Consider the following 18957-nt stretch of genomic DNA (forward strand, 5'->3'; position numbering starts at 1 on the left):
CTCACTTCCACGTAAGAAACAATCACTTCATGTCACAATCGTCGGATTCATCGCGACAACTTCCTTTAACGCCGTTCGAGCGTTACATGGTCGTCGACGATCGTGATTCGCATCCGATGACATTTCACTACGAAGTAACGTTCGAAGGAACGGTGGATCGAACTATCCTTGAAGACACACTTCGCACGGCAGTCGCTCGGCATCCTCTCCTGACAGCGGCCATCGTAGGCCGCGGAAATGGAATGTCATGGCAGACAGGAACGCATGCGACTCCGCGAATTCACTGGCAACAATCGGGTTCTGTCTGGGAACTGCCCGAGCGAGGTGAAGCGATCGATCTGAGCATCGAGCCAGGTCTTCGCGTTTGGGCTTCTGCTTCTAACGACAAATTAGGCTTGTTACTTCAGTTTCATCACGCTTGCTGCGATGGAATTGGTGCGCTGCGGGTCCTCGGCCATTGGCTGGCGGTCTACCATTCAGCAGTTACTGGGACGAATCTGCCACTTCCACCGCTGAACGAAAACTTACTTGCCCAAAGGGGACGACCGCGCTGGAAGCTACCTCCCGAACCGATCTCGTTCTGGACTGCCACCAAGGCAAAACTCCAGGAAGCCTGGAAGTATCTCTCCCGCTATCCGCTTTCCATCCCCAACAGTTCCACAGTTCCGACGTCGAAGAATCCATCCCATTATCCAGGCGTTCTCTGCGAAACGCTTTCCCGCGATCAAACCCAAGCCCTGCGCGTCCGAGCGAATCGACTCGGAGTCAACGTCAACGACTTATTGCTCACGGCTCTCTTCCGCGTCATGTCCGATTGGCAATGTGAATTCCGCGGCCGCAAAAGTTTAAAGCGTTGGCTCCAAATCAATGTACCTACCAGCATGCGCGACAAAGCGGACGAGCCGCTGTCGGCCACTAATGTGCTTGGTTACGCTTTCCTGGCACGGCGCGTCTCGGAGTGTAACGTTACTTTTCGGGAATTATTGCAAGGACTTTCTCTGGAAATGGAAGCCGTTCAGAAGTGGAATCTTGGCATGTTCTTCTTGGAAGGTCTCGCCACCGTTGATAGAGTTCCAGGATTACTCCGCTGGTTCACCTCTGGTAAACGCTGCTTTGCAACAACGGTGCTAACAAACGTCGGGGACATCTCCCGACGGCTCGGCGTGCGGTTGCCCAAATCGGATGGCTGCGTCGAAGCAGGCGGAATGCGGTTAGTCAAAATCACCGGATCGCCACCCCTTCGCCCTGAAACAAACGCTGTTTTTGGAATCTTGATTTGCGGCGGGCGAATGACGATCACAATTCGGCACCATCCTAAATCACTCGATCTAGACTCGGCGCAAATGCTGCTCGACAAGTTCGCCAAGACCGTAACAGAAGACATTTCCTTAGACTCACAATCAAGCAAGTTCGACAGCGTGGCGGTTTCTTGAAAAGTCGTCAAAGTCTGAACGCATATCCAAACACCATAGTCATCTCATCACCTTATGTTTCGCAACCGAATTGTCTGCTGGCTGATTCTTATTGCGTTTTGCGCGTTGATCCCTCCGGTTTACCATGGTGCGAAACTATCCTGGGAACGTCAGGCTAATCGTGTGGAAGATTGGTTGCCTCCGACGTTTGAAGAAACCCAGCAGCTAATTTGGTTTATCGAACGGTTCGGCAGCGACGAGCTCCTGATGATCAGCTGGAACGGCTGCACACTGGACAATCCGAACGTTGCAAAGTTGGCGGAGGAACTCAAACAGCCCACCGATTTTTATGGCCAAGAGAAAACCTGGTTTCGTGAGGTCTTTACGGGTTCCCAGTCACTTGATTATCTGACCGAAGAACCGCTTGAACTTTCATCTACAGAAGCTCGGCAACGACTCGAAGGTTGGCTGGTCGGCAAAGACGGCGAAACGACCTGCCTGGTCGCATTGGTTTCCGATTCAGGAATTCAAAACCGCGCCGCCGCGGTTGACTACGTTTGGCGAACGGCGGAACGACTGCTTGATAAACCCAGAGCGGAAATCCGCATGGCTGGCCCCACCTACGATAGTGTGGCCATTGATGCGGCCAGTAAAAACTCGCTTCTGGAATTCAACATTTGGTCATGGCTGATTTGTATTGCGTTGCTTTACATCTGCCTTCGAAGCATTCGACTGGCTTGGTTTGTGTTTGTGGTTGCGTTCGTTAGCGAACACCTCAGTCTGGCGATCATGCATTACAGCTTTGCCCAGCTTGATAGCATTTTACTGCTGGTTGCCAATCTCACGTTCGTGCTTGGAATAGCCGGAGGTATTCACCTGGTTAACTACATTCGCGAGTCGATCACGGCCGACGAGGACATCGGTGCGTGTGTGAGCCGGGCTGTTTGGAAAGCACTTCTTCCGTGCACGTTGGCTGGCGGAACCACCGCACTGGGAATGTTTTCCCTAAGCATCAGCCAGCTTAGTCCAATTCGTGCATTCGGTTGGTTTGGAGCTCTCGGCATTCTGGCCGGAGCGGTGTTGTTGTTGACGGTATTGCCCGCATGTATCACCGTGTTTCCTCCACGCAAGTGGCAGAGCGATACTCCTTCGGAATCAAAATTCCCCAGCCGTTTACTGGCAGCGTTCGTCGCCAAACAGCGGATTCCAATTCTGATCACCGCGCTAGGCGTGCTCGTCGCTGGTATCGGTGGTATGCGCTATCTCGAAACGTCGATCGATATGCGCGACTTCTTCCAACCCAAAGCCAAGATCATTCAAGACTACAACTGGCTGGAAGAGCACATTGGTTATTTGGTGCCGATGGAGATCGTTCTGAAATGGCCGCAACTTCCGGCCGATCAGCCTGCCCGCGAACAGTCGGAGGAACTTTTGAGACGGCTCCGAGTACTCGATCAGCTGAACCTGAAACTGAAGAACATGGACGGCGTCGGAACGGCGATCAGTTCCTTAAATTTCCTACCTGATCTTCCTTCGGATCAAGTGCAAGGTTTTCGTCAAATCTCTCAACGACGTGCCACGCTGGCAATGCTTCTAGACCAACGAAGTCAGCTTCAACAAACGGGCTATTTGGTCGATGAAGATGATGCCGCTTTGTGGCGGCTGAGCCTGCGTGTGTCGGCTCAGCAAAAAATTGACTACGGAAATTTCCTCGATCAGGTCGCCTCCGAAACACAGTCGGTTCTTGATCAACAGGAACAGCCACCCGAGGTGGTAATTTGCGGTGGACTTCCTCTCATTTATAAGGCTCAAAGTCAACTTCTCAGCGATCTGTTGACTAGCTACTCCACGGCGTTAGCCACCATCACGTTAATCATGATTCTTCTTCAGCGTAGTATCCTTGGTGGTGTTTTGATCATGCTTCCTAACGTGTTGCCGACGGCTATCGTTTTCGGTGCCCTTGGAGCTCTTGGGCGGGAAATTGAAATTGGCGGCGTGCTGACCGCCAGTGCTGCCCTGGGAATTGCGGTCGACGACTCGATGCATTTTCTGTCGAACTTCCGCACTCAAATGGCGAAACACAACGATGTATCGCTGGCACTTGAGAAAACCTTTCAGACGTGTGGTGTCGCGATGATTCAGACAACGCTCGTTTGTACGCTGGGGCTACTCGTCTTCGCGCTCAGCCAGTTTGTTCCGATCGCTCGATTCGCATGGCTGATGTTCATGCTCCTTTCGACAGCACTTCTGTGTGATTTGATTTTGCTTCCCGCGATTTTGGCTTTTACCAAACCAGGAGCAAAGCCAGACTTGGACGAAACGTAATCTATTGGCCGAAACCTGCCGAGGTGGATAGAATTTCTAAATACTTCTACCCACCCCCGGAGGTTCCTATGTCCGACTCTATTACGACGCTAATCGATCACCTTTGGGACACGTATCGCCGGATTAACCCTCAGGCGGATCGCATTCACCAGTTGCTTTCGCAGCGGGGGGAAACGATCGTTAACGACCACATCGCGTTCCGCACGTTTCAGGATGCTCGGATCGGCATCGATCGGCTTGCGGAACCCTTTCTTGCCGCGGGGTACGTCGAAGGGGGTGAGTACCATTTCGAGGCGAAGAAGCTATACGCGAAGCATTTTCAGCATGCCGAACCCACGTTGCCGAAAATCTTTATCAGTGAACTCCTTCTCGATCAGTTCCCCAAAGACTTTCGGGCGATCACCGACCGCATGCTCGGACAACTGCCGGAGGCCGACTCGCTGCCGTCGCCCCTTTGTGGTGCAGGGCGGTTGTGGAGCGTTTCCTACGACGACTATGAAACGTTGGCTCGGGAAAGCGAGTACGCCGCTTGGATGTCGGCTCACGGCTTCTGCGCGAATCACTTCACCGTGCTTGTGAACCAACTGAAAACGCTCGACTCGCTCGAAGACTTGAAAGAACTCCTTATCTCAGAAGGGTTTGCGATGAATCAGGAAGGGGGCCTCATCAAGGGGTCCGCCGATGTCTATCTCGAGCAGTCCTCGACGCTGGCCTCCGTGGTCGATGTCAATTTCACCGACGACGTCCATCAAGTGCCAGGCTGCTACTACGAGTTTGCTCGCCGCTACCCACTCCCCAATGGATCGCTCTTCGAAGGTTTTGTGGCGAAGAGTGCCGATAAGATCTTCGAGAGTACCGATCAGAAGCTGCAGCAGTAGGTGACTCCTGCGGTGGGCATACTTTTCACCTATTATCTACTATTTTGTGTACACGTGTCCACATTTTGTTGAGAAGGTGCGTTTTTCCCGAGAGTTACGCGGCGCGAGGTTGCACGCATTGCGCAGCGGAAGAAGTCTGCCCTTATCGCGAAGCGTTTGTCCATGAAAAAACGGTCGCATAAACCGACCGTGCTTGGCGAATACTTACAAAGACTTGCCCAATATTTGTTGTACACTTGGACAATACTTCGTTACAATGGCGCTATTGCGGCGCAGCCAAGGCGGCGCCGATCATTAACGACATACGGATCGCCCTTAAGGAAACAGTCCTCGCTTCAGTTTCGCTTCGGCAACGCGTTCGATTCCTTCAATCAGTGCCGCAGTTCGGAAGTCGAGATTTTGTTTCTCGCTTCGGCCCAGGGTTCTCTGGAACGCGTCGACCAAAATCTTCTTCAAGCGCGAATTGATCTCGTCCAGCGTCCACATATAGTTCTGTGTTCCCTGGACCCATTCGAAGTAGGAAACTGTCACACCGCCTGCATTTCCTAGAACATCTGGTACCACGAAAATACCACGTTCCTTGAGCACCTCGTCCGCTTCCAGGGTGGTTGGACCGTTGGCTCCTTCGGCAACCATCTTGCACTGCAGCTTTTCAACGTTCTCTTCGGTAATCTGATTCTGCAGGGCACAGGGGGCCAAGATATCGCACTTCAGTTCCAACAGCTCCTGATTGCTCACTTCTTCAGCGTGTGGATACCCCTTCAGTACGCGGTTGTCTTCGACGTACTGCAGCAAGTCGGTTACCGAAAGTCCCTTGGGGTTATAAAGCCCTGTCGAGACATCGCTCACACCGATCACTTTCGTGCCGAGCTCTTCCAGTAGCCGAGCCGTATTGCTACCAACGTTACCGAAACCTTGCACGACGGCCGTGGCTCCGTTCATGGAGAGTCCCATCACTTTGGCAGCCTCTTCAATCACGTAAACCAGTCCGCGTCCGGTCGCTTCACGGCGACCCAGCGAGCCACCAAGGGCGACTGGTTTGCCGGTCACGATCGTTGGTACCGAGTAGCCCATCTGCTGGCTGTAAGTGTCCATCAGCCAGGCCATGACTTGCTCGTTGGTTCCCATGTCCGGAGCCGGAATGTCCTTGTCAGGACCGATCATTTCGATCACTTCCATCGTGTACCGGCGCGTCAGTCGCTGCAATTCATGCGGCGTCAAGTCGGTCGGGTCGATGCGAACGCCCCCTTTGGCTCCACCAAACGGTAAACGCATCAAAGCACATTTCCAGCTCATCCACATCGCCAGCGCAGACACTTCGCCGAGACCGACATCTTCGTGATAGCGAATCCCACCCTTGGTCGGCCCCATCGTCAAGAGATGCTGTACGCGATAACCAAACACGGTTTCGACATGCTTGTACGAGTCTTTCCGAAACGGCAACGTCACCACCAGCGTTCGTTGCGGGAAGAGGAGCCGCTCGCGGAGGTTCTCGTCAAGGCTCATAATTTGAGCCGCTTTTAAGAACTGCTGCTGAGCCAGGTGCAGCATGGGCGAATTGAATTCCTGCTGCTCGGCATGCGAGCGTTTGACTGCCAAGCGAAGCGACCGGGCCAAGCGATAGCCGTCGATCTTCCCTTTCAGCAAATAGTCCTGGGCACCTGCTTCGACCGCTTTGGGGGCCAGCGTCATGTCGTCGTTGCCGGTCAGCACGACAATCGGAATCATTCCGGCGGCGGAATGCATCCGCTGGAACGTCTCTAGTCCTTCGCTATCAGGAAGCGTCAAGTCCAACAGCACGACGCTCGGACGATTCTGCCGCACATAGTTCAGGCCTGATTCCAAATTATCGACCACGGTAATGGTAAACCGCGTATCGCGAACTTCGGCAAGCAGGTCTTCAATCAGTTTTGCCTGAAGCGGGTTATCCTCGACCACGAGGACGCGAATTTCCGACATGGCTGGTTCCTGTCGAGAGCATGACAAACGGGTGCGGTGGACGAAATTCGGATCACGTCCGCAAGCATTCTATGCCGTACAATACGTTGGGGCGCATAAAATCTCTATGAAACTCTTTTCGGCAGGATGGGCATGGCACTGGAATCCGATGTTCAAACGATCTTGGCCGGTATCGAGTCGCAGCAAGACGCGATGCTGTACCAACTAGTCCTATGGTCTGCTATCAACACTGGCACTTCCAACTTGGAAGGTTTGCGGCACCTGAGTGACCTGGTTTTGAGCGAATTGGAATCGATCGCCGATCACGCGGAAGCGGTTTCCGTCGATCCGCAAACCGTTGTCGATGCTCACGGCGACATTAAGGAGCGAATTCTCGGCGATGTGCTTGTCGCCACTTGTCGCACCGACGCCCCGCATCAGGCCATTCTGTCCATTCACATGGACACCGTTTATCCAGCCGACTCACCATTTCAGAAGGTCAAACACGACGGCGACATCCTTCGCGGCCCTGGCGTTGCCGATGCCAAAGGAGGTTTGCTGGTTCTGTTGGGGGCGTTGAAAGCATTCGAAGCGTACGTCCAAGAAAGTGGAAATTCGCTGCTAGGTTGGAAGGTGATTTTGAACTGCGACGAAGAGATCGGCTCGCCCGGCTCGAAGGACATTTTCAGTCAGCACAGCGAAGGAGTCGACTTCGGATTGTTGTTCGAGCCTTGCCTGCCGGATGGCAACTTGATTGGCCAGAGGAAGGGGTCTGGCAATTTCGAGGTGGTTGTCCGGGGACAAGCGGCCCACGCCGGTCGTGAATTCGAGAAGGGTCGCAACGCCATTGTTGCCGCGGCCCATGTCGCGCAGAAGCTTCATGCGTTGAACCATCGCTGGCCCGAGACCACCATCAACGTGGCCAAGATCGACGGCGGCGGACCAACGAATGTGGTCCCCGATACGGCGGTCGTGCGGATGAATATTCGATACCCTTCCCAAGATATTGAAGCTCCCTTTCAAGCGGCGCTCGATCGGATTGTGGAGGAGCACCAGGAAGGGATTACGCTGATTCGCCACGGCGGCTTTTTCGCTCCGCCGAAACCAATGACCGAAGCCTACCAGCAGTTGCTGGAAACGATACAGCAAAATGGCAGGACACTTGGGCTCGACTTGGCCTGGCAATCGACCGGAGGCGTTTGTGATGGCAACCGTTTGGCGGCGCTCGGCGTACCGAATGTCGACACCATGGGGGTCCGCGGCGGGAACATTCATTCGCCGCAAGAGTACATGCACGTCGACAGTTTGGTCGAACGAACCAAACTGACGTTTCTCACTCTAGTAAGTCAGGCCGAAAGATTTCGCCAAGCCTGAATTTCCCCGGCATGGTAGAATGGAATGACACCACCATCAGCGAAGGAGGCACCTGTGGATTCCAACTCACTTGTGGCAAAGCAGCTATTAGCCGATCCTCGTGTCGCGGAGGCGACGAAACTTCTTAAAGCCGCGCTCGCCGAACATCGCCAGAACATCCAACCGCGCGGTCCCATTGCTGAATTAGCAGAGTCGTTTCAGGCATCGCTTGACGAATTCGCCGATTTGCGCGGTAACTCGCTCTTCTTTCCTTACCTGGGAAGTGGTGCAGGCCAAAGTGCGTTGGTCGAACTGGCCGACGGCAGCGTCAAGTACGACTTGATCACCGGGATCGGCGTGCATGCGATGGGGCATGCCAATACGGAAATGATCGGCGAGTTGATTCCGGCCGCATTGGCCGACACCGTGATGCAGGGAAACTTGCAGCAGAACACCGAATCGCTGGAGCTGAGTCGCGATTTGGTTTCGCTTGCCAATCGGAACGGGGCCGAGCTGGACCACTGCTTTCTTTCCAGCAGTGGTGCGATGGCGAATGAAAACGCGCTGAAGATTTTGTTTCAATATCGCCCAGGCTCCAGCCGCATTCTGGCGTTTGAAAATGCGTTCGCAGGACGCACGCACTTAACGGCTCAGGTAACCGACCGCCCGAAGAACCGTGTCGGTCAACCGTTGACGGTCCCTGTCGATTACATTCCGTTCTTCGATGCGAAGCAGCCGGAGGAGAGCACCGCCCGTTCGCTGGAAACGGTTGAACGTTATTTGCAGCGCTATCCCGACGCCCACTGCGGATTCATCATGGAATTGGTCCAAGGGGAAGGGGGTTACTACACCGCGCCGGAAGAATACTTTGTCGCGCTGTGTGACTTGCTGCGAGAGCATCATGTTCCAATCTTCTTTGACGAGATTCAAACGTTCGGGCGAACCGACGCTCCGTTTGCGTTTCAAATGCTGAATCTGGACAAGTACGCCGACATTGTCAGCATCGGCAAGATGACGCAGATCTGCGCGACACTATTTCGGCGAGAGCTAAATCCGCAGCCTGGCTTGTTGAGTCAAACGTTTACGTCGTCGACAACCGCCATCGTTGCGGCGCGGTGGATTTTGCAGCAACTCACCGAAGGTAACTTCTACGGGCCCGAGGGTCGGATCGCCGAGATCCATCGCCGCTTCGTGGCTCGCTTCGAGGCGATCCACAAACAGGCCCCCGACAAACTTTCCGGCCCTTGGGGAACGGGAGCCATGATCGCCTTCACGCCGCTGGATGGTTCGGCGGCCGCCGCGAAGAAAGTGCTACACGCGCTGTACGATGCCGGAGTGATGGCGTTCGTCGCGGGAGCTGGCCCCGCGCGGATACGTTTCCTGCCGCCGTTTCTTTCGTTAACCAACGAAGAGATCGACGCGGCGTGCGACATCTTGGAATCGGTAATGCTTGCTGTAACGCTCGACGACTGACAACCCTGGAAATAGCGAAGGAGTCGTTATGCTGATTCGACCGGTGGAAGAACGCGACCTCGATCAACTGCACGACCTGGCCCAGCTCACGCAGTATGGCCTGACGACGTTGCCGAAAGATCGAGCCGTATTCGAGAAACGGGTCCGCCAAAGCTTGCGGGCTTTTGAAGACTTAAACGATGCCGATCCGCAGGGACAGCTGTACTTGTTCGTGATGGAAGATACATCGCTGAGCAAAGTGGTCGGTACGTGCGGGATCGTTTCCAAAGTGGGCGGGTTCAAACCGTTCTATGCGTTCCGACTCGAAACCGAAGTGCAGCAGTCGAAGATTCTCGGCAGCGAACATACGCATCGCGTGCTGCACTTGATGAAGAACCACGACGGCCCGACCGAGATCGGCAGCTTGTTTCTACACCCCGACTTTCGCGGCGGAGGCAATGGACGCGTGCTGTCGTTGTCTAGGTTTTTGTTTCTTGCCGAGTACCCGAAACTGTTCGAGGAAGAAGTGATCGCCGAAATGCGGGGCGTTGTCGACGAGCAAGGGCACAGCCCTTTTTGGGCAGCGTTAGGGGTTCATTTCTTCGGCATCGACTTCCCCAACGCCGACATGCTAAGCCTGATCAACAAGGACTTCATCGAAGAGCTGATCCCGCGGCATCCGGTTTACCTCGATCTGCTTTCGCAAGATGCCCAGGACTCGGTGGCCAACGTCCACCCTAACACTGTGCCAGCTCGGCGGTTGCTGGAAAGCGAAGGCTTTCAGTACGACAACCTGGTCGACATCTTCGAGGCTGGTCCGGTGCTGCATTGTCAGCGAACCGAAATCCGCGCCGCCAAACAAAGCGAAGTCGTCCCGATTGCCCGCATTGAAGAAACCCTGGACGAAGACAGCATCGTCGCGATTGTCTCAACGCGCGAGCCCTCCTTTCGAGCCAGCGGTGGAAGAGTGCGAGCTACGCCTGACGGCCTGGTGATCGAAGCCGCACTGGCCGCTGACCTCGCCGCGAAGCCAGGACAGTCAGTCCGCTTCGCCCCGCTTAAACCTCAAGGATAACCCTTCGCGAAGGAGCCTCCTCATGCATTGTATCGACGGCCAATGGATCGCCGGAACCGGAGCGCGATTCACCAGCACCAATCCCGCCACCGAAGAAGACTTGTGGCAAGCCAACGCCGCGTCGGATGACGATGTCGCCGCAGCGTTTGTCTCTGCCGCGACTGCTCAGGCGGACTGGGACGCCCTCGGCTGGGAGAAAAGGGCAGGGTACCTGAAACGTTTCGCCGAACTTGCCGCGGCGAAGAGCGACTTTCTCGCGAACACAATCGCCGACGAAGTTGGCAAAGCCCTATGGGACGCCACAACCGAAGCGAAAGCAGTCGCGGCGAAATGTGACGTTACGATCGATGCCTACCAAAACCTGCGCGACACCACGCAGTTCACCAATGCGAAAATGTCTGGTCGAGTCGGATATCGACCGCTGGGCGTGACCGCGGTGATCGGGCCATTTAACTTTCCGGCCCACGTCGCCAACGGACAGATCATGCCGTCGCTGTTGGCGGGCAACACGGTCGTCTTCAAACCGAGCGAACTAAGCCCCCTCGTCGCTGAAGAAACCGTCAAGCTATGGCACGAAGCGGGCTTGCCGCCAGGCGTGTTGAATCTTGTCCAGGGAGCCGTTCCCACCAGCCAGGCCATTCTACGGCAGCCGCAGCTTCGCGGACTGTTCTTCACCGGCAGCCGCATCACGGGAGGGAAGATTCGCGAAGCTCTCGCCCAGCGACTGGAAGTGTTGTTGGCCCTCGAACTGGGTGGCAACAATCCGCTGATCGCTCACCAAGTGTCCGATCTTGACCAAGCGGTCGATACGATCATCAAGTCGGCGTTCATGACCTCGGGGCAACGATGCACCTGCACGCGAAGGCTGATCGTTACCGGCGATTCGCAGCCCCTTCTGGATAAGCTGATCGAACAAACCGAAGCCGTCACGATTGGCCTGCCGCGTGATCCTTCCAATCCGTTCATGGGGCCGCTCATTCATGCCGCCGCGGTTGACAAAGTGCTGAACGTTCAGCAGCGTATGCTCGCCGATGGGGGCGTTTCTCTCGTCGAAGCAAAGCGTCAGCCGCTGGGCAATGCGTTTGTCAGTCCCGGCATTATCGACGTGACCAATAGCAGCGGACGTACCGATGAAGAAACGTTTGGCCCACTGCTTCAAGTCATTCGTGTCGATGATCTATCCGCGGCAATCCACGAAGCCAACAACACGCAGTATGGTCTTGTCGCAGGCATCTTGTGTGACGATCGTGTCGACTTCGATCGCTTCCGCAATGAAGTCCGCGCGGGGCTGCTGAACTGGAATTTGCCAACAACTGGTGCGAGCGGACAGCTTCCTTTCGGCGGTGTCGGACAGAGTGGCAATTATCGCCCCGCCGGTTATCACGCGATCAACTTTTGCCACGTCCCCGTTGCGGAAGTGGAAGCGGTACCAGCGGAAGGGAACGCGTAATGTCGGCCGTGGAAGTTAACTTCGACGGGCTGATTGGGCCGACGCATCACTATGGTGGACTGTCGCTGGGGAACCGAGCTTCGCTGGCGCATCGGCATGCGGCTTCTTCCCCGAAAAGGGCCGCCCTGCAGGGTCTCTCGAAGATGAAAAAGGTCGCCGACATGGGCGTTCGCCAGGCGTTTTTGCCACCGCAAACGCGTCCCCATTGGCCCACTTTGCAGGAAGCAGGTTTCACCGGTTCGCCTGCAGAGATCCTCACCCAAGCGAGTCAGGATCGGTCAGAGCTTTTAAGTATTGCGTACAGCGCTTCGGCGATGTGGACCGCCAATGCGGCGACCGTTTCTCCTGGCTATGACTGCGAAGATGGTCGTGTTCACTTCACGCCTGCCAACTTGCAGACGATGCCGCATCGAAGGATTGAAGCGAAGCAGACCGCGGCCACACTTAGGGCGATCTTTCACGACACAAGCCACTTCGAAGTTCATGACCCGCTGCCAGCCACGTCGGAATTCAGCGACGAAGGAGCAGCCAATCATACGCGGTTTTGCCGCAACGGTGACGAGCCCGGTGTGGAACTGTTTGTTTACGGTCGCGACCAACAGAACGCCGTTTCGGACAATCAGTTTCCTGCACGGCAAACGTTGGCTGCCTGCGAAGCGATTGCTAAGCAGCATCAATTGAGCCCGGATCGATGTGTCTTCGCCCGACAGCACCCCGGTGCAATTGCCGCAGGCGTGTTTCATAACGATGTCATCGCAGTAGGCAATCAGTCACTGCACTTAGTGCACGAAATGGCGTTCGCCAATCAAGCGGCGATTTTAGCGGAACTGGCTGACAAGTTTGGCGAAGGATTGCAGCAGGTAGTCATCTCGAAAGAAGCGTTATCGCTTGAAGAAGCGGTGTCGACTTACTTCTTCAACAGTCAGTTACTAACGCGGCCCGATGGAAGCATGGTCTTGCTTTGCCCGATTGAATGTGCCGAGTCGCCGAACGCACTCCGGCTGACGGAACAGTTGGTGGCCGGGGATAACCCGATTGCGGATTGCCAGTTCATCAACCTTCGCGAAAGCATGCACAACGGCGGCGGCCCGGCCTGTTTACGGTTACGGGTCGTGCTGACTGAAAAGGAACTCGCCGCCGTTCATCCAACGGTGTTTCTAACCGAAGCACGGTACGAAGAGCTTTCTGCTTGGGTGAATCGCCATTACCGTGATCAGTTGACTGTGGCTGATCTGGCCGACCCGCGGTTGGTGGAGGAAGTGGCTATTGCGCTGGAAGAGTTGCATGCGATGTTGGGGTTTTAACAGAACGCCACGCGTTTGCATTGACCTCTATTCGCTGCGCTCCCCAGGTTGCAAGCAACCGTGGGCTACCCGAGTTTAGGCTATGCAGACATCGTAAGCCCAGACGTTGCGAGGGCTCCTCGTTCAATTGGTTTTAATCCAACATCTTGGGGCGGATCGATGTTAGTGGCCGGGCTTGTTGATAGAAGTGTGCCGCTTGCAGGACCAGGGCATCGGCGTGGCGGGGGCCGACGATTTGAAGCCCGATTGGTAATCCTTGCGAGGTGAATCCGCATGGTACCGAAACGGCAGGTTGCCCGGTCATGTTGAACGGATAGGTATACGGGGTCCATGTCGGCCAACGATCTTGTTCCCATCCGGCAGGCACTTCCAGCCCGGCATCGAAGGCCGGAATCGGCAATGTCGGCGTCAGCAGCAAGTCGTACTTCTGATGGAAAAGACTCATCGTTTCGGTCAGTGCCGCGCGTTCGTTCGACGCTTCTAAAAATTCGAGCATCGACAACTTGCTGGCCCACTCGGCAACATGGATTAAATTCGGATCCATCTTCGCGCGGTCTTCGGGGCCGATATCTCGCAGGGCGTTGGCTGCGCCGCCGTAGAATAATCGGTTGAACGATTCGAGCGGATCGGAGAAGCCAGGATCGCACTCTTCCACGATCCCGCCTGCTTCCTCGAATGCGGCCCCAGTCGCGACCACTGCGGCATGCACGTCGGGATCGTTCTTCACGTAGCCAAGCGTGGGGCTCAACGCGATTCGCAATCCGCTTAAGTCGACATGCTCCAAGACATCGCGGAAGGAAACGGAACAGTTGGGCAGCGTCATGTCGCGCGGATCAGGCTCGGCCAAAACGTCCATCAGCAAAGCGGTGTCGGCGACGGTCCACGTCATCGGTCCCACGTGGGCCAGTGGATAAAACGCACTGGGAGGCCACATGGGGCAAACGCCGTGGGTAGGCTTATGTCCAACGATTCCGCAGAAGCCTGCCGGGATTCGAATCGACCCACCAGCGTCGGTCCCAAGTGCCAAGGGGCCCATGCCAAGGGGAACTGCTGCACCACTGCCGCCGCTGGACCCTCCGGAAACTTTGCTCGGATCCCAAGGGTTCGACGTGACGCCATCGAGCGGGTTATCGGTCACTCCTTTCCAGCCAAACTCTGGCGTGGTGGTTCGGCCGAGCGGAACAAATCCGTTACGGCGAAGTGCCGCAATCGCAGGAGCATCCACCGAAACCGGTTCAGGGGAAGTCAGTGTCGAACCTTTCCGGTTCGGCCACCCTTTGGTCATGAAGATATCTTTGACGGCGACAGGGACGCCATCGATCGGACCAAGCGGCGTGCCGAGTCGCCAACGCTCGGTCGAACGTTGGGCCGCCTCCATGGTGATTTCTTCGTTAAGAATGTTGTAGGCGTTGACTTTTTCGTTGTGCTGATGAATCCGCGCGAGGCATGCCTCGGCCGCTTCGGTGGGGGTAAGCTCGCCGGTGGCGAAAAACGTCGTCATTTCGCCTGCGGTCATATCGGCCACTTGAGTCGACTCGTGAGACATGCTCCGTTCCTTTTTTAAATGCTCATCAGCGTATTATGTCCGGTCGTAACTGTCGGTAAATTCATCGATGGCTATCTGACGAAGCCGCCCATAGCCACCTTGCGTTTGCCAAGCGTCATTCAAGAAGAACGAGCGGAACGCTTAGCGGGGGATGACGAGATCGTCCGCGCCGGTGGGCGACGCTTTGACAGGGGCACCTTCTCGCTCGATCAATTCCATAACGACCGCCGCGTTGCGAACGCGTTCGCGGATTTGGGCGTCGTGGTATTCGGGCGTGTTCCAAGGGGCGTAAATCTCTTCTTCCGACGGGCCAGGCTCGATCTTGAAGTAGCAAGGAGCACACAGCCGCGCGATTTCAGCTGCCTCATAGAAACGAACGAAGCCTCCCATGGCGTTGACCAGGCAGAGGTAAATGTCCATCGGAATGCTGATCGCGCTGCGGATGCTTGAAAGCATCGGTAACGTCAGGTCGGCCAGCGGATTGAAACTGTTGGCCCCCAGCTTTTCAGCCAATTGGGCCCCCGCCGGATTGGCGTGCCCGGCAAAGACCGACAGTTTGAAGATCGTTTCGCTAGGAATCACGTTCTTATCGCGTAGTCCACTGACGAGCGACAACAAACCTTCATCCGGGACAAGAAACCCGCGAAAACCTGCTTCCAGACAGCGATCGCAATCTTTCAGCCAGTGGCGGATACTATCGACACCACGAAGCCGCATGCCTGAGACAATCCCTTCGCTGGTCGAGATCTGCCGCCCGGTATCCCACCCGCGACGCGGGCCGAGGGTCATGATGACTTCAATCTTTTTGTATTTGCAAAGTGCGGCGAATTCGTTCAGTTCGCTTTGCGTAAGGAATGTCGCCCCACCGACGGTGGCAATGATGCGGTGAACAGGAACGTTCAGCTTTTCCGCTTCAGCGAGCATCGTTTCGAGGGCCGAAAGACGTTCGACCCCGGCGATTTCAATTCGAAAGTGTCCGCCATCTGGAAAAGAGTGTGCGGAAGTGGGGAGCGAATAGTTGTCTCTTGTGGTCAGTCCTTGTTCGACGAGGGCAGCTTCCAGTTTCTCGTTGTCGATTCCAGTCAATTGAATGCTCCCTTGGCTGACGAAAGAATGAAGTTGTCCGCCGTTTGCTAAGCATCGGCGACTGGGCAAGTCTCGCTACGACCGTTCCTACATGGAATAAAAGTGTGTAACGCATCGTATCGATTCTGTCGCAAGAGTCCAACCGCGAATAACTTTTTCTTTGGAACTACCTGATTGTTCTTGAAATGAAAACTTAATTTCGGGCAAGATGCTTTTGTCGCACCCCAACCACTCCGAGTGAAGCCAGACCGCGTTGTCCAACGAAGAGGAATTGGAACCTATGTCGAGCGAAATGTCTGAGAAGCTGATTTCTGGTCTCAAGATTCCTACGGCCGAAGATGCTTTTGAATGGAGCCCGCCGCTGAGGGCTTTGCCGGTTCCTGGGATTCGCCGGATGGTGAACCTTGCCGCTTCGATGAAGGATGTCATTCATCTTTCGATCGGACAGCCAGACTTCCCTTGTCCCAAGCATATCGTCGACGCATACATTCATGCGCTGCAGGAAGGAGAAACCGGCTACACCATGGATGCCGGTTTGCCGGAACTGCTGAAAGAGCTTTCCAGTTATTACTGCAAACGAACCGGACGAGAGATCACCGAAGACAACATCCTTGTCACGACCGGGGCAACGGAAGCGATGTACCTGGCCATTAGCGTCACGTCCGCGCCCGGTCGGCAGTTTCTGATTCCCGACCCTTGCTTCCCGCTGTATGCTCCGCTTGTTCGCATGCATGGGGGCGAAGTCAAACCGATCCCAACGCGAGCCGAGCATGGGCATCAACTCGATCCGCAAGACGTCATCAACGCAATCGGGCCACGGACGTTCGCGATTATCTTAAATTCGCCCAACAATCCGACCGGAGCGGTTTACCCGCAAGAGACGATCGAGGCGATCGTGCAGGAAGCAGCCTACCAGGGTATCAAAGTGATCAGCGACGAAGTGTACGATCACTTGTTGCTGGACGACTTAGACTACGCCAGCGTGCTGGGACATGCGTCGGACTTAGACCACGTGATGATCGCCAGTAGTTTCTCGAAGTCGTACTCGATGGCAGGCCTGCGAATCGGCTGGGTTATTTCCAGTCAGGGAACGATCAAGATGCTACGGCGTTACCACATGTTTACCACCACGGTAGCCAACACGCCGTCGCAGTGGGCAGGCGTTGCCGCGCTGCGGGGTGGCGAAGAGTGCATCGCCGACATGGTCAAAGAGTATCGCCGCAGGCGCGACCGCATCGTGCAGCTAGTGAGCGAATCACCTCACCTGACTGGTTATTGGCCGCAAGGGGGTTTCTTCATTTTCCCTTCGCTGCCGCCGCACACCAATGCGAGTAACGTGGCGCTGCGAATGCTGGAAGATATCGGCGTCTGTGTCGTACCAGGCGAAGCCTTCGGCGAGAGCTGTAACAATTCGTTGCGAATCAGTTATTCGACGTCGATGGAGAAAATCGAAGAGGCGTTCCAACGGATGATTCCGTGGCTGGCCAAGCAAGAGCTTTAAGCGTCGTCGAGCGGACGGAGATACTCCGGCGGAACGTGATCGGTAAGCCAAACATCGTTTTCGGTCACGAAGAACTCGTGCCCTGCCGCATGCATCCTTTGGGCGTCGACAGCCAAGACAACCGGTTTCCCATGGCGTTGTCCCACAGCAATCATCGTTTCGCGATTGGTCGAAAGATGAACGTGATGCCGTCGCCCTTTGATGAGTCCTTGCTCGAAGATCGATTCGAGAAAGCGTGTCGCGGTGCCATGAAACAAAAGCTCCGGCGGCGTCGCCACTTCGTACTGCAAGTCAACTTTGGCCGAATGCCCTTGTCGCGCTCGAATCTGCGAGCCATCTTCCGAGAACTCGAATCGCTGCTTGTCGTTGGTACGCACGACTTCGTCCAGCAGGTCTCGTGATACCGTTTTGCCATGCTGCGAGAGAGCGGCTAATAGTTCTTCGACAGTCACCCAGCCGCCAGGGCTTAGTGAAATTCCGATCGAGTCTGGCCGATGCCGTAAGACATAGCTCAGCCGCTTGCTGACCGATTTCCGTTTGTCAGCACTTAGGTTCATTGTTGCATTCCTTGTGTTTGTCGTTTCTTTTCGTTTTGTAATTGTTCGCGTAGCTCCATGAGCAGCTTGCCAAGCCAGTTTTGCCCGGTACCATCTTTTCCAACGCCCCAAAAGTAATCGCGAGCGGCTGCCTCGACGAGCGGTTCGTCGCCGGTGCTCAAAAGTAACTCTCGCAGTTCGGCATGCTCGGCGAACTTTGCTTGAAGCGCTTCGCGCATCACGTCGACTTTCACTTCTTCCCAGTCTTCGCGAATCTTCACTTTGCGGCTCCGGCCAAGACGAGCAGCGATCATCGGACTTTTCGTCTCGCGAATCTTTTCCCGATACGCTTCATCCTCGAACTTCATGACTTGGAAGTAATGCTCGCTGGTTCGATAAAACTGCCCGTCCACGTGAAAACCGAAAGCGGCAAAGTTCGAGAACTCACCATACTTCGCTTTGGTCGAATAAAATTCAATCGCCATCGTTAGCTCCTTTCTAAATCACGTTAATGCCTGCGGCCTGCATCGCTTCGATCGCCTTGTCGCAATCGCCCGGCGAAAGCTCGACACCGCGAATGCCTTCTCGATGGACGATCGTTTTGAAACCAAGCGAAACGGCATCGAGAGCGGTGAACTTCACACAGTAGTCTGTCGCCAGGCCGACCAAGTGGACTTCGTCGACACCCTTTTCCTTGAGGTATTGTTCCAGTCCAGTCGCGGTGCGATGGTCGTTATCGAAGAACCCGCTGTAGCTATCGATCTCACGATCGGTCCCTTTTGGTACAACATGATCGATGCCATGTTGGTTCAGCTCCGCGGCGAATTCGGCCCCCAGACTTCCTTGAACGCAATGATCCGGCCAAAGTACCTGGGGAATCCCGTTCAGCTCGATCATTTCTCCCACGCCATGTCCCTTGTGCTGACTGGCAAACGAACGATGATCGCCTGGATGCCAATCCTGCGTGGCAACCACCAACGGAAATTGCTCCATCAACGAATTCGCCACCGGAACGACAATATCTCCCTCAGCAACCGCCAACGCGCCCCCCGGCAAAAAGTCGTTCTGAATATCAATCAACAAAAGGGCTTTCATGACGCT

Annotated in this window: 15 protein-coding genes; 9 read left to right on the forward strand and 6 right to left on the reverse strand. The window is 55.3% G+C overall.

Annotation, left to right across the window (positions count from 1 at the left end):
- Window positions 1-29 precede the first annotated feature (29 nt).
- The 3 genes from LA756_RS04455 to LA756_RS04465 all read left to right on the forward strand — a co-directional run bounded on the left by LA756_RS04455 (window position 30) and on the right by LA756_RS04465 (window position 4615).
- Entirely contained in the window at window positions 30-1433 is a 1404-nt protein-coding gene (locus LA756_RS04455; RefSeq protein ID WP_224438670.1) for a hypothetical protein, read from the forward strand.
- A gap of 54 nt (window positions 1434-1487) precedes the next feature.
- On the forward strand, window positions 1488-3737 hold the full coding sequence (locus LA756_RS04460) for an RND family transporter (protein WP_224438671.1): 2250 nt from the start codon (window positions 1488-1490) through the stop codon (window positions 3735-3737).
- A gap of 68 nt (window positions 3738-3805) precedes the next feature.
- The gene (locus LA756_RS04465; protein ID WP_224438672.1) at window positions 3806-4615 is read left to right on the forward strand and encodes a DUF1338 domain-containing protein; all 810 of its coding nucleotides are present in this window, start codon (window positions 3806-3808) and stop codon (window positions 4613-4615) included.
- A 315-nt stretch (window positions 4616-4930) separates the two neighbouring features.
- Here LA756_RS04465 and LA756_RS04470 read toward each other — a convergent pair whose 3' ends face one another.
- Entirely contained in the window at window positions 4931-6574 is a 1644-nt protein-coding gene (locus LA756_RS04470; RefSeq protein ID WP_224438673.1) for a Glu/Leu/Phe/Val dehydrogenase dimerization domain-containing protein, read from the reverse strand.
- A 132-nt stretch (window positions 6575-6706) separates the two neighbouring features.
- Between LA756_RS04470 and LA756_RS04475 the strand changes: the two genes are divergently transcribed.
- Genes LA756_RS04475 through astB form a run of 5 tightly spaced genes read left to right on the forward strand, consistent with a single transcriptional unit; the run spans window position 6707 to window position 13187 of the window.
- A complete protein-coding gene (locus LA756_RS04475) occupies window positions 6707-7927 on the forward strand; it encodes a hydrolase (RefSeq protein ID WP_224438674.1) in 1221 nt (406 codons plus the stop codon).
- A gap of 54 nt (window positions 7928-7981) precedes the next feature.
- On the forward strand, window positions 7982-9379 hold the full coding sequence (locus LA756_RS04480) for an aminotransferase class III-fold pyridoxal phosphate-dependent enzyme (RefSeq protein WP_224438675.1): 1398 nt from the start codon (window positions 7982-7984) through the stop codon (window positions 9377-9379).
- Window positions 9380-9407: 28 nt separating this feature from the next.
- Complete coding sequence (locus tag LA756_RS04485) at window positions 9408-10433, forward strand: arginine N-succinyltransferase (protein ID WP_224438676.1); 1026 nt, start codon at window positions 9408-9410, stop codon at window positions 10431-10433.
- A 22-nt stretch (window positions 10434-10455) separates the two neighbouring features.
- The gene (locus LA756_RS04490) at window positions 10456-11883 is read left to right on the forward strand and encodes a succinylglutamate-semialdehyde dehydrogenase (RefSeq protein WP_224438677.1); all 1428 of its coding nucleotides are present in this window, start codon (window positions 10456-10458) and stop codon (window positions 11881-11883) included.
- A complete protein-coding gene (gene astB, locus LA756_RS04495; RefSeq protein ID WP_224438678.1) occupies window positions 11883-13187 on the forward strand; it encodes an N-succinylarginine dihydrolase in 1305 nt (434 codons plus the stop codon). The genes LA756_RS04490 and astB overlap by 1 nt, the downstream gene beginning before the upstream one ends.
- Window positions 13188-13320: 133 nt before the next feature.
- On the opposite strand, the gene LA756_RS04500 is transcribed toward astB, so the two are convergent.
- Together LA756_RS04500 and LA756_RS04505 are read right to left on the reverse strand one after the other, a co-directional pair.
- Window positions 13321-14733 (reverse strand): amidase, encoded by a 1413-nt coding sequence (locus tag LA756_RS04500; protein WP_224438679.1) that lies wholly within the window; start codon window positions 14731-14733, stop codon window positions 13321-13323.
- A gap of 141 nt (window positions 14734-14874) precedes the next feature.
- Window positions 14875-15819, reverse strand: a complete 945-nt coding sequence (locus LA756_RS04505) for a hypothetical protein (RefSeq protein ID WP_224438680.1) — start codon at window positions 15817-15819, stop codon at window positions 14875-14877.
- A gap of 280 nt (window positions 15820-16099) precedes the next feature.
- Between LA756_RS04505 and LA756_RS04510 the strand changes: the two genes are divergently transcribed.
- A complete protein-coding gene (locus tag LA756_RS04510) occupies window positions 16100-17320 on the forward strand; it encodes a pyridoxal phosphate-dependent aminotransferase (protein ID WP_224438681.1) in 1221 nt (406 codons plus the stop codon).
- On the opposite strand, the gene LA756_RS04515 is transcribed toward LA756_RS04510, so the two are convergent.
- The 3 genes from LA756_RS04515 to pncA are packed head-to-tail and all read right to left on the reverse strand — an operon-like array spanning window position 17317 to window position 18951.
- On the reverse strand, window positions 17317-17877 hold the full coding sequence (locus tag LA756_RS04515; RefSeq protein WP_224438682.1) for an RNA 2'-phosphotransferase: 561 nt from the start codon (window positions 17875-17877) through the stop codon (window positions 17317-17319). The genes LA756_RS04510 and LA756_RS04515 overlap by 4 nt on opposite strands.
- Window positions 17874-18341, reverse strand: a complete 468-nt coding sequence (locus LA756_RS04520) for an NADAR family protein (protein WP_224438683.1) — start codon at window positions 18339-18341, stop codon at window positions 17874-17876. The genes LA756_RS04515 and LA756_RS04520 overlap by 4 nt, the downstream gene beginning before the upstream one ends.
- A gap of 13 nt (window positions 18342-18354) precedes the next feature.
- Complete coding sequence (gene pncA / locus LA756_RS04525) at window positions 18355-18951, reverse strand: bifunctional nicotinamidase/pyrazinamidase (RefSeq protein WP_224438684.1); 597 nt, start codon at window positions 18949-18951, stop codon at window positions 18355-18357.
- Window positions 18952-18957 lie beyond the last annotated feature (6 nt).

Source organism: Bremerella sp. TYQ1, assembly GCF_020150455.1.
Lineage (GTDB): Bacteria > Planctomycetota > Planctomycetia > Pirellulales > Pirellulaceae > Bremerella > Bremerella volcania_A.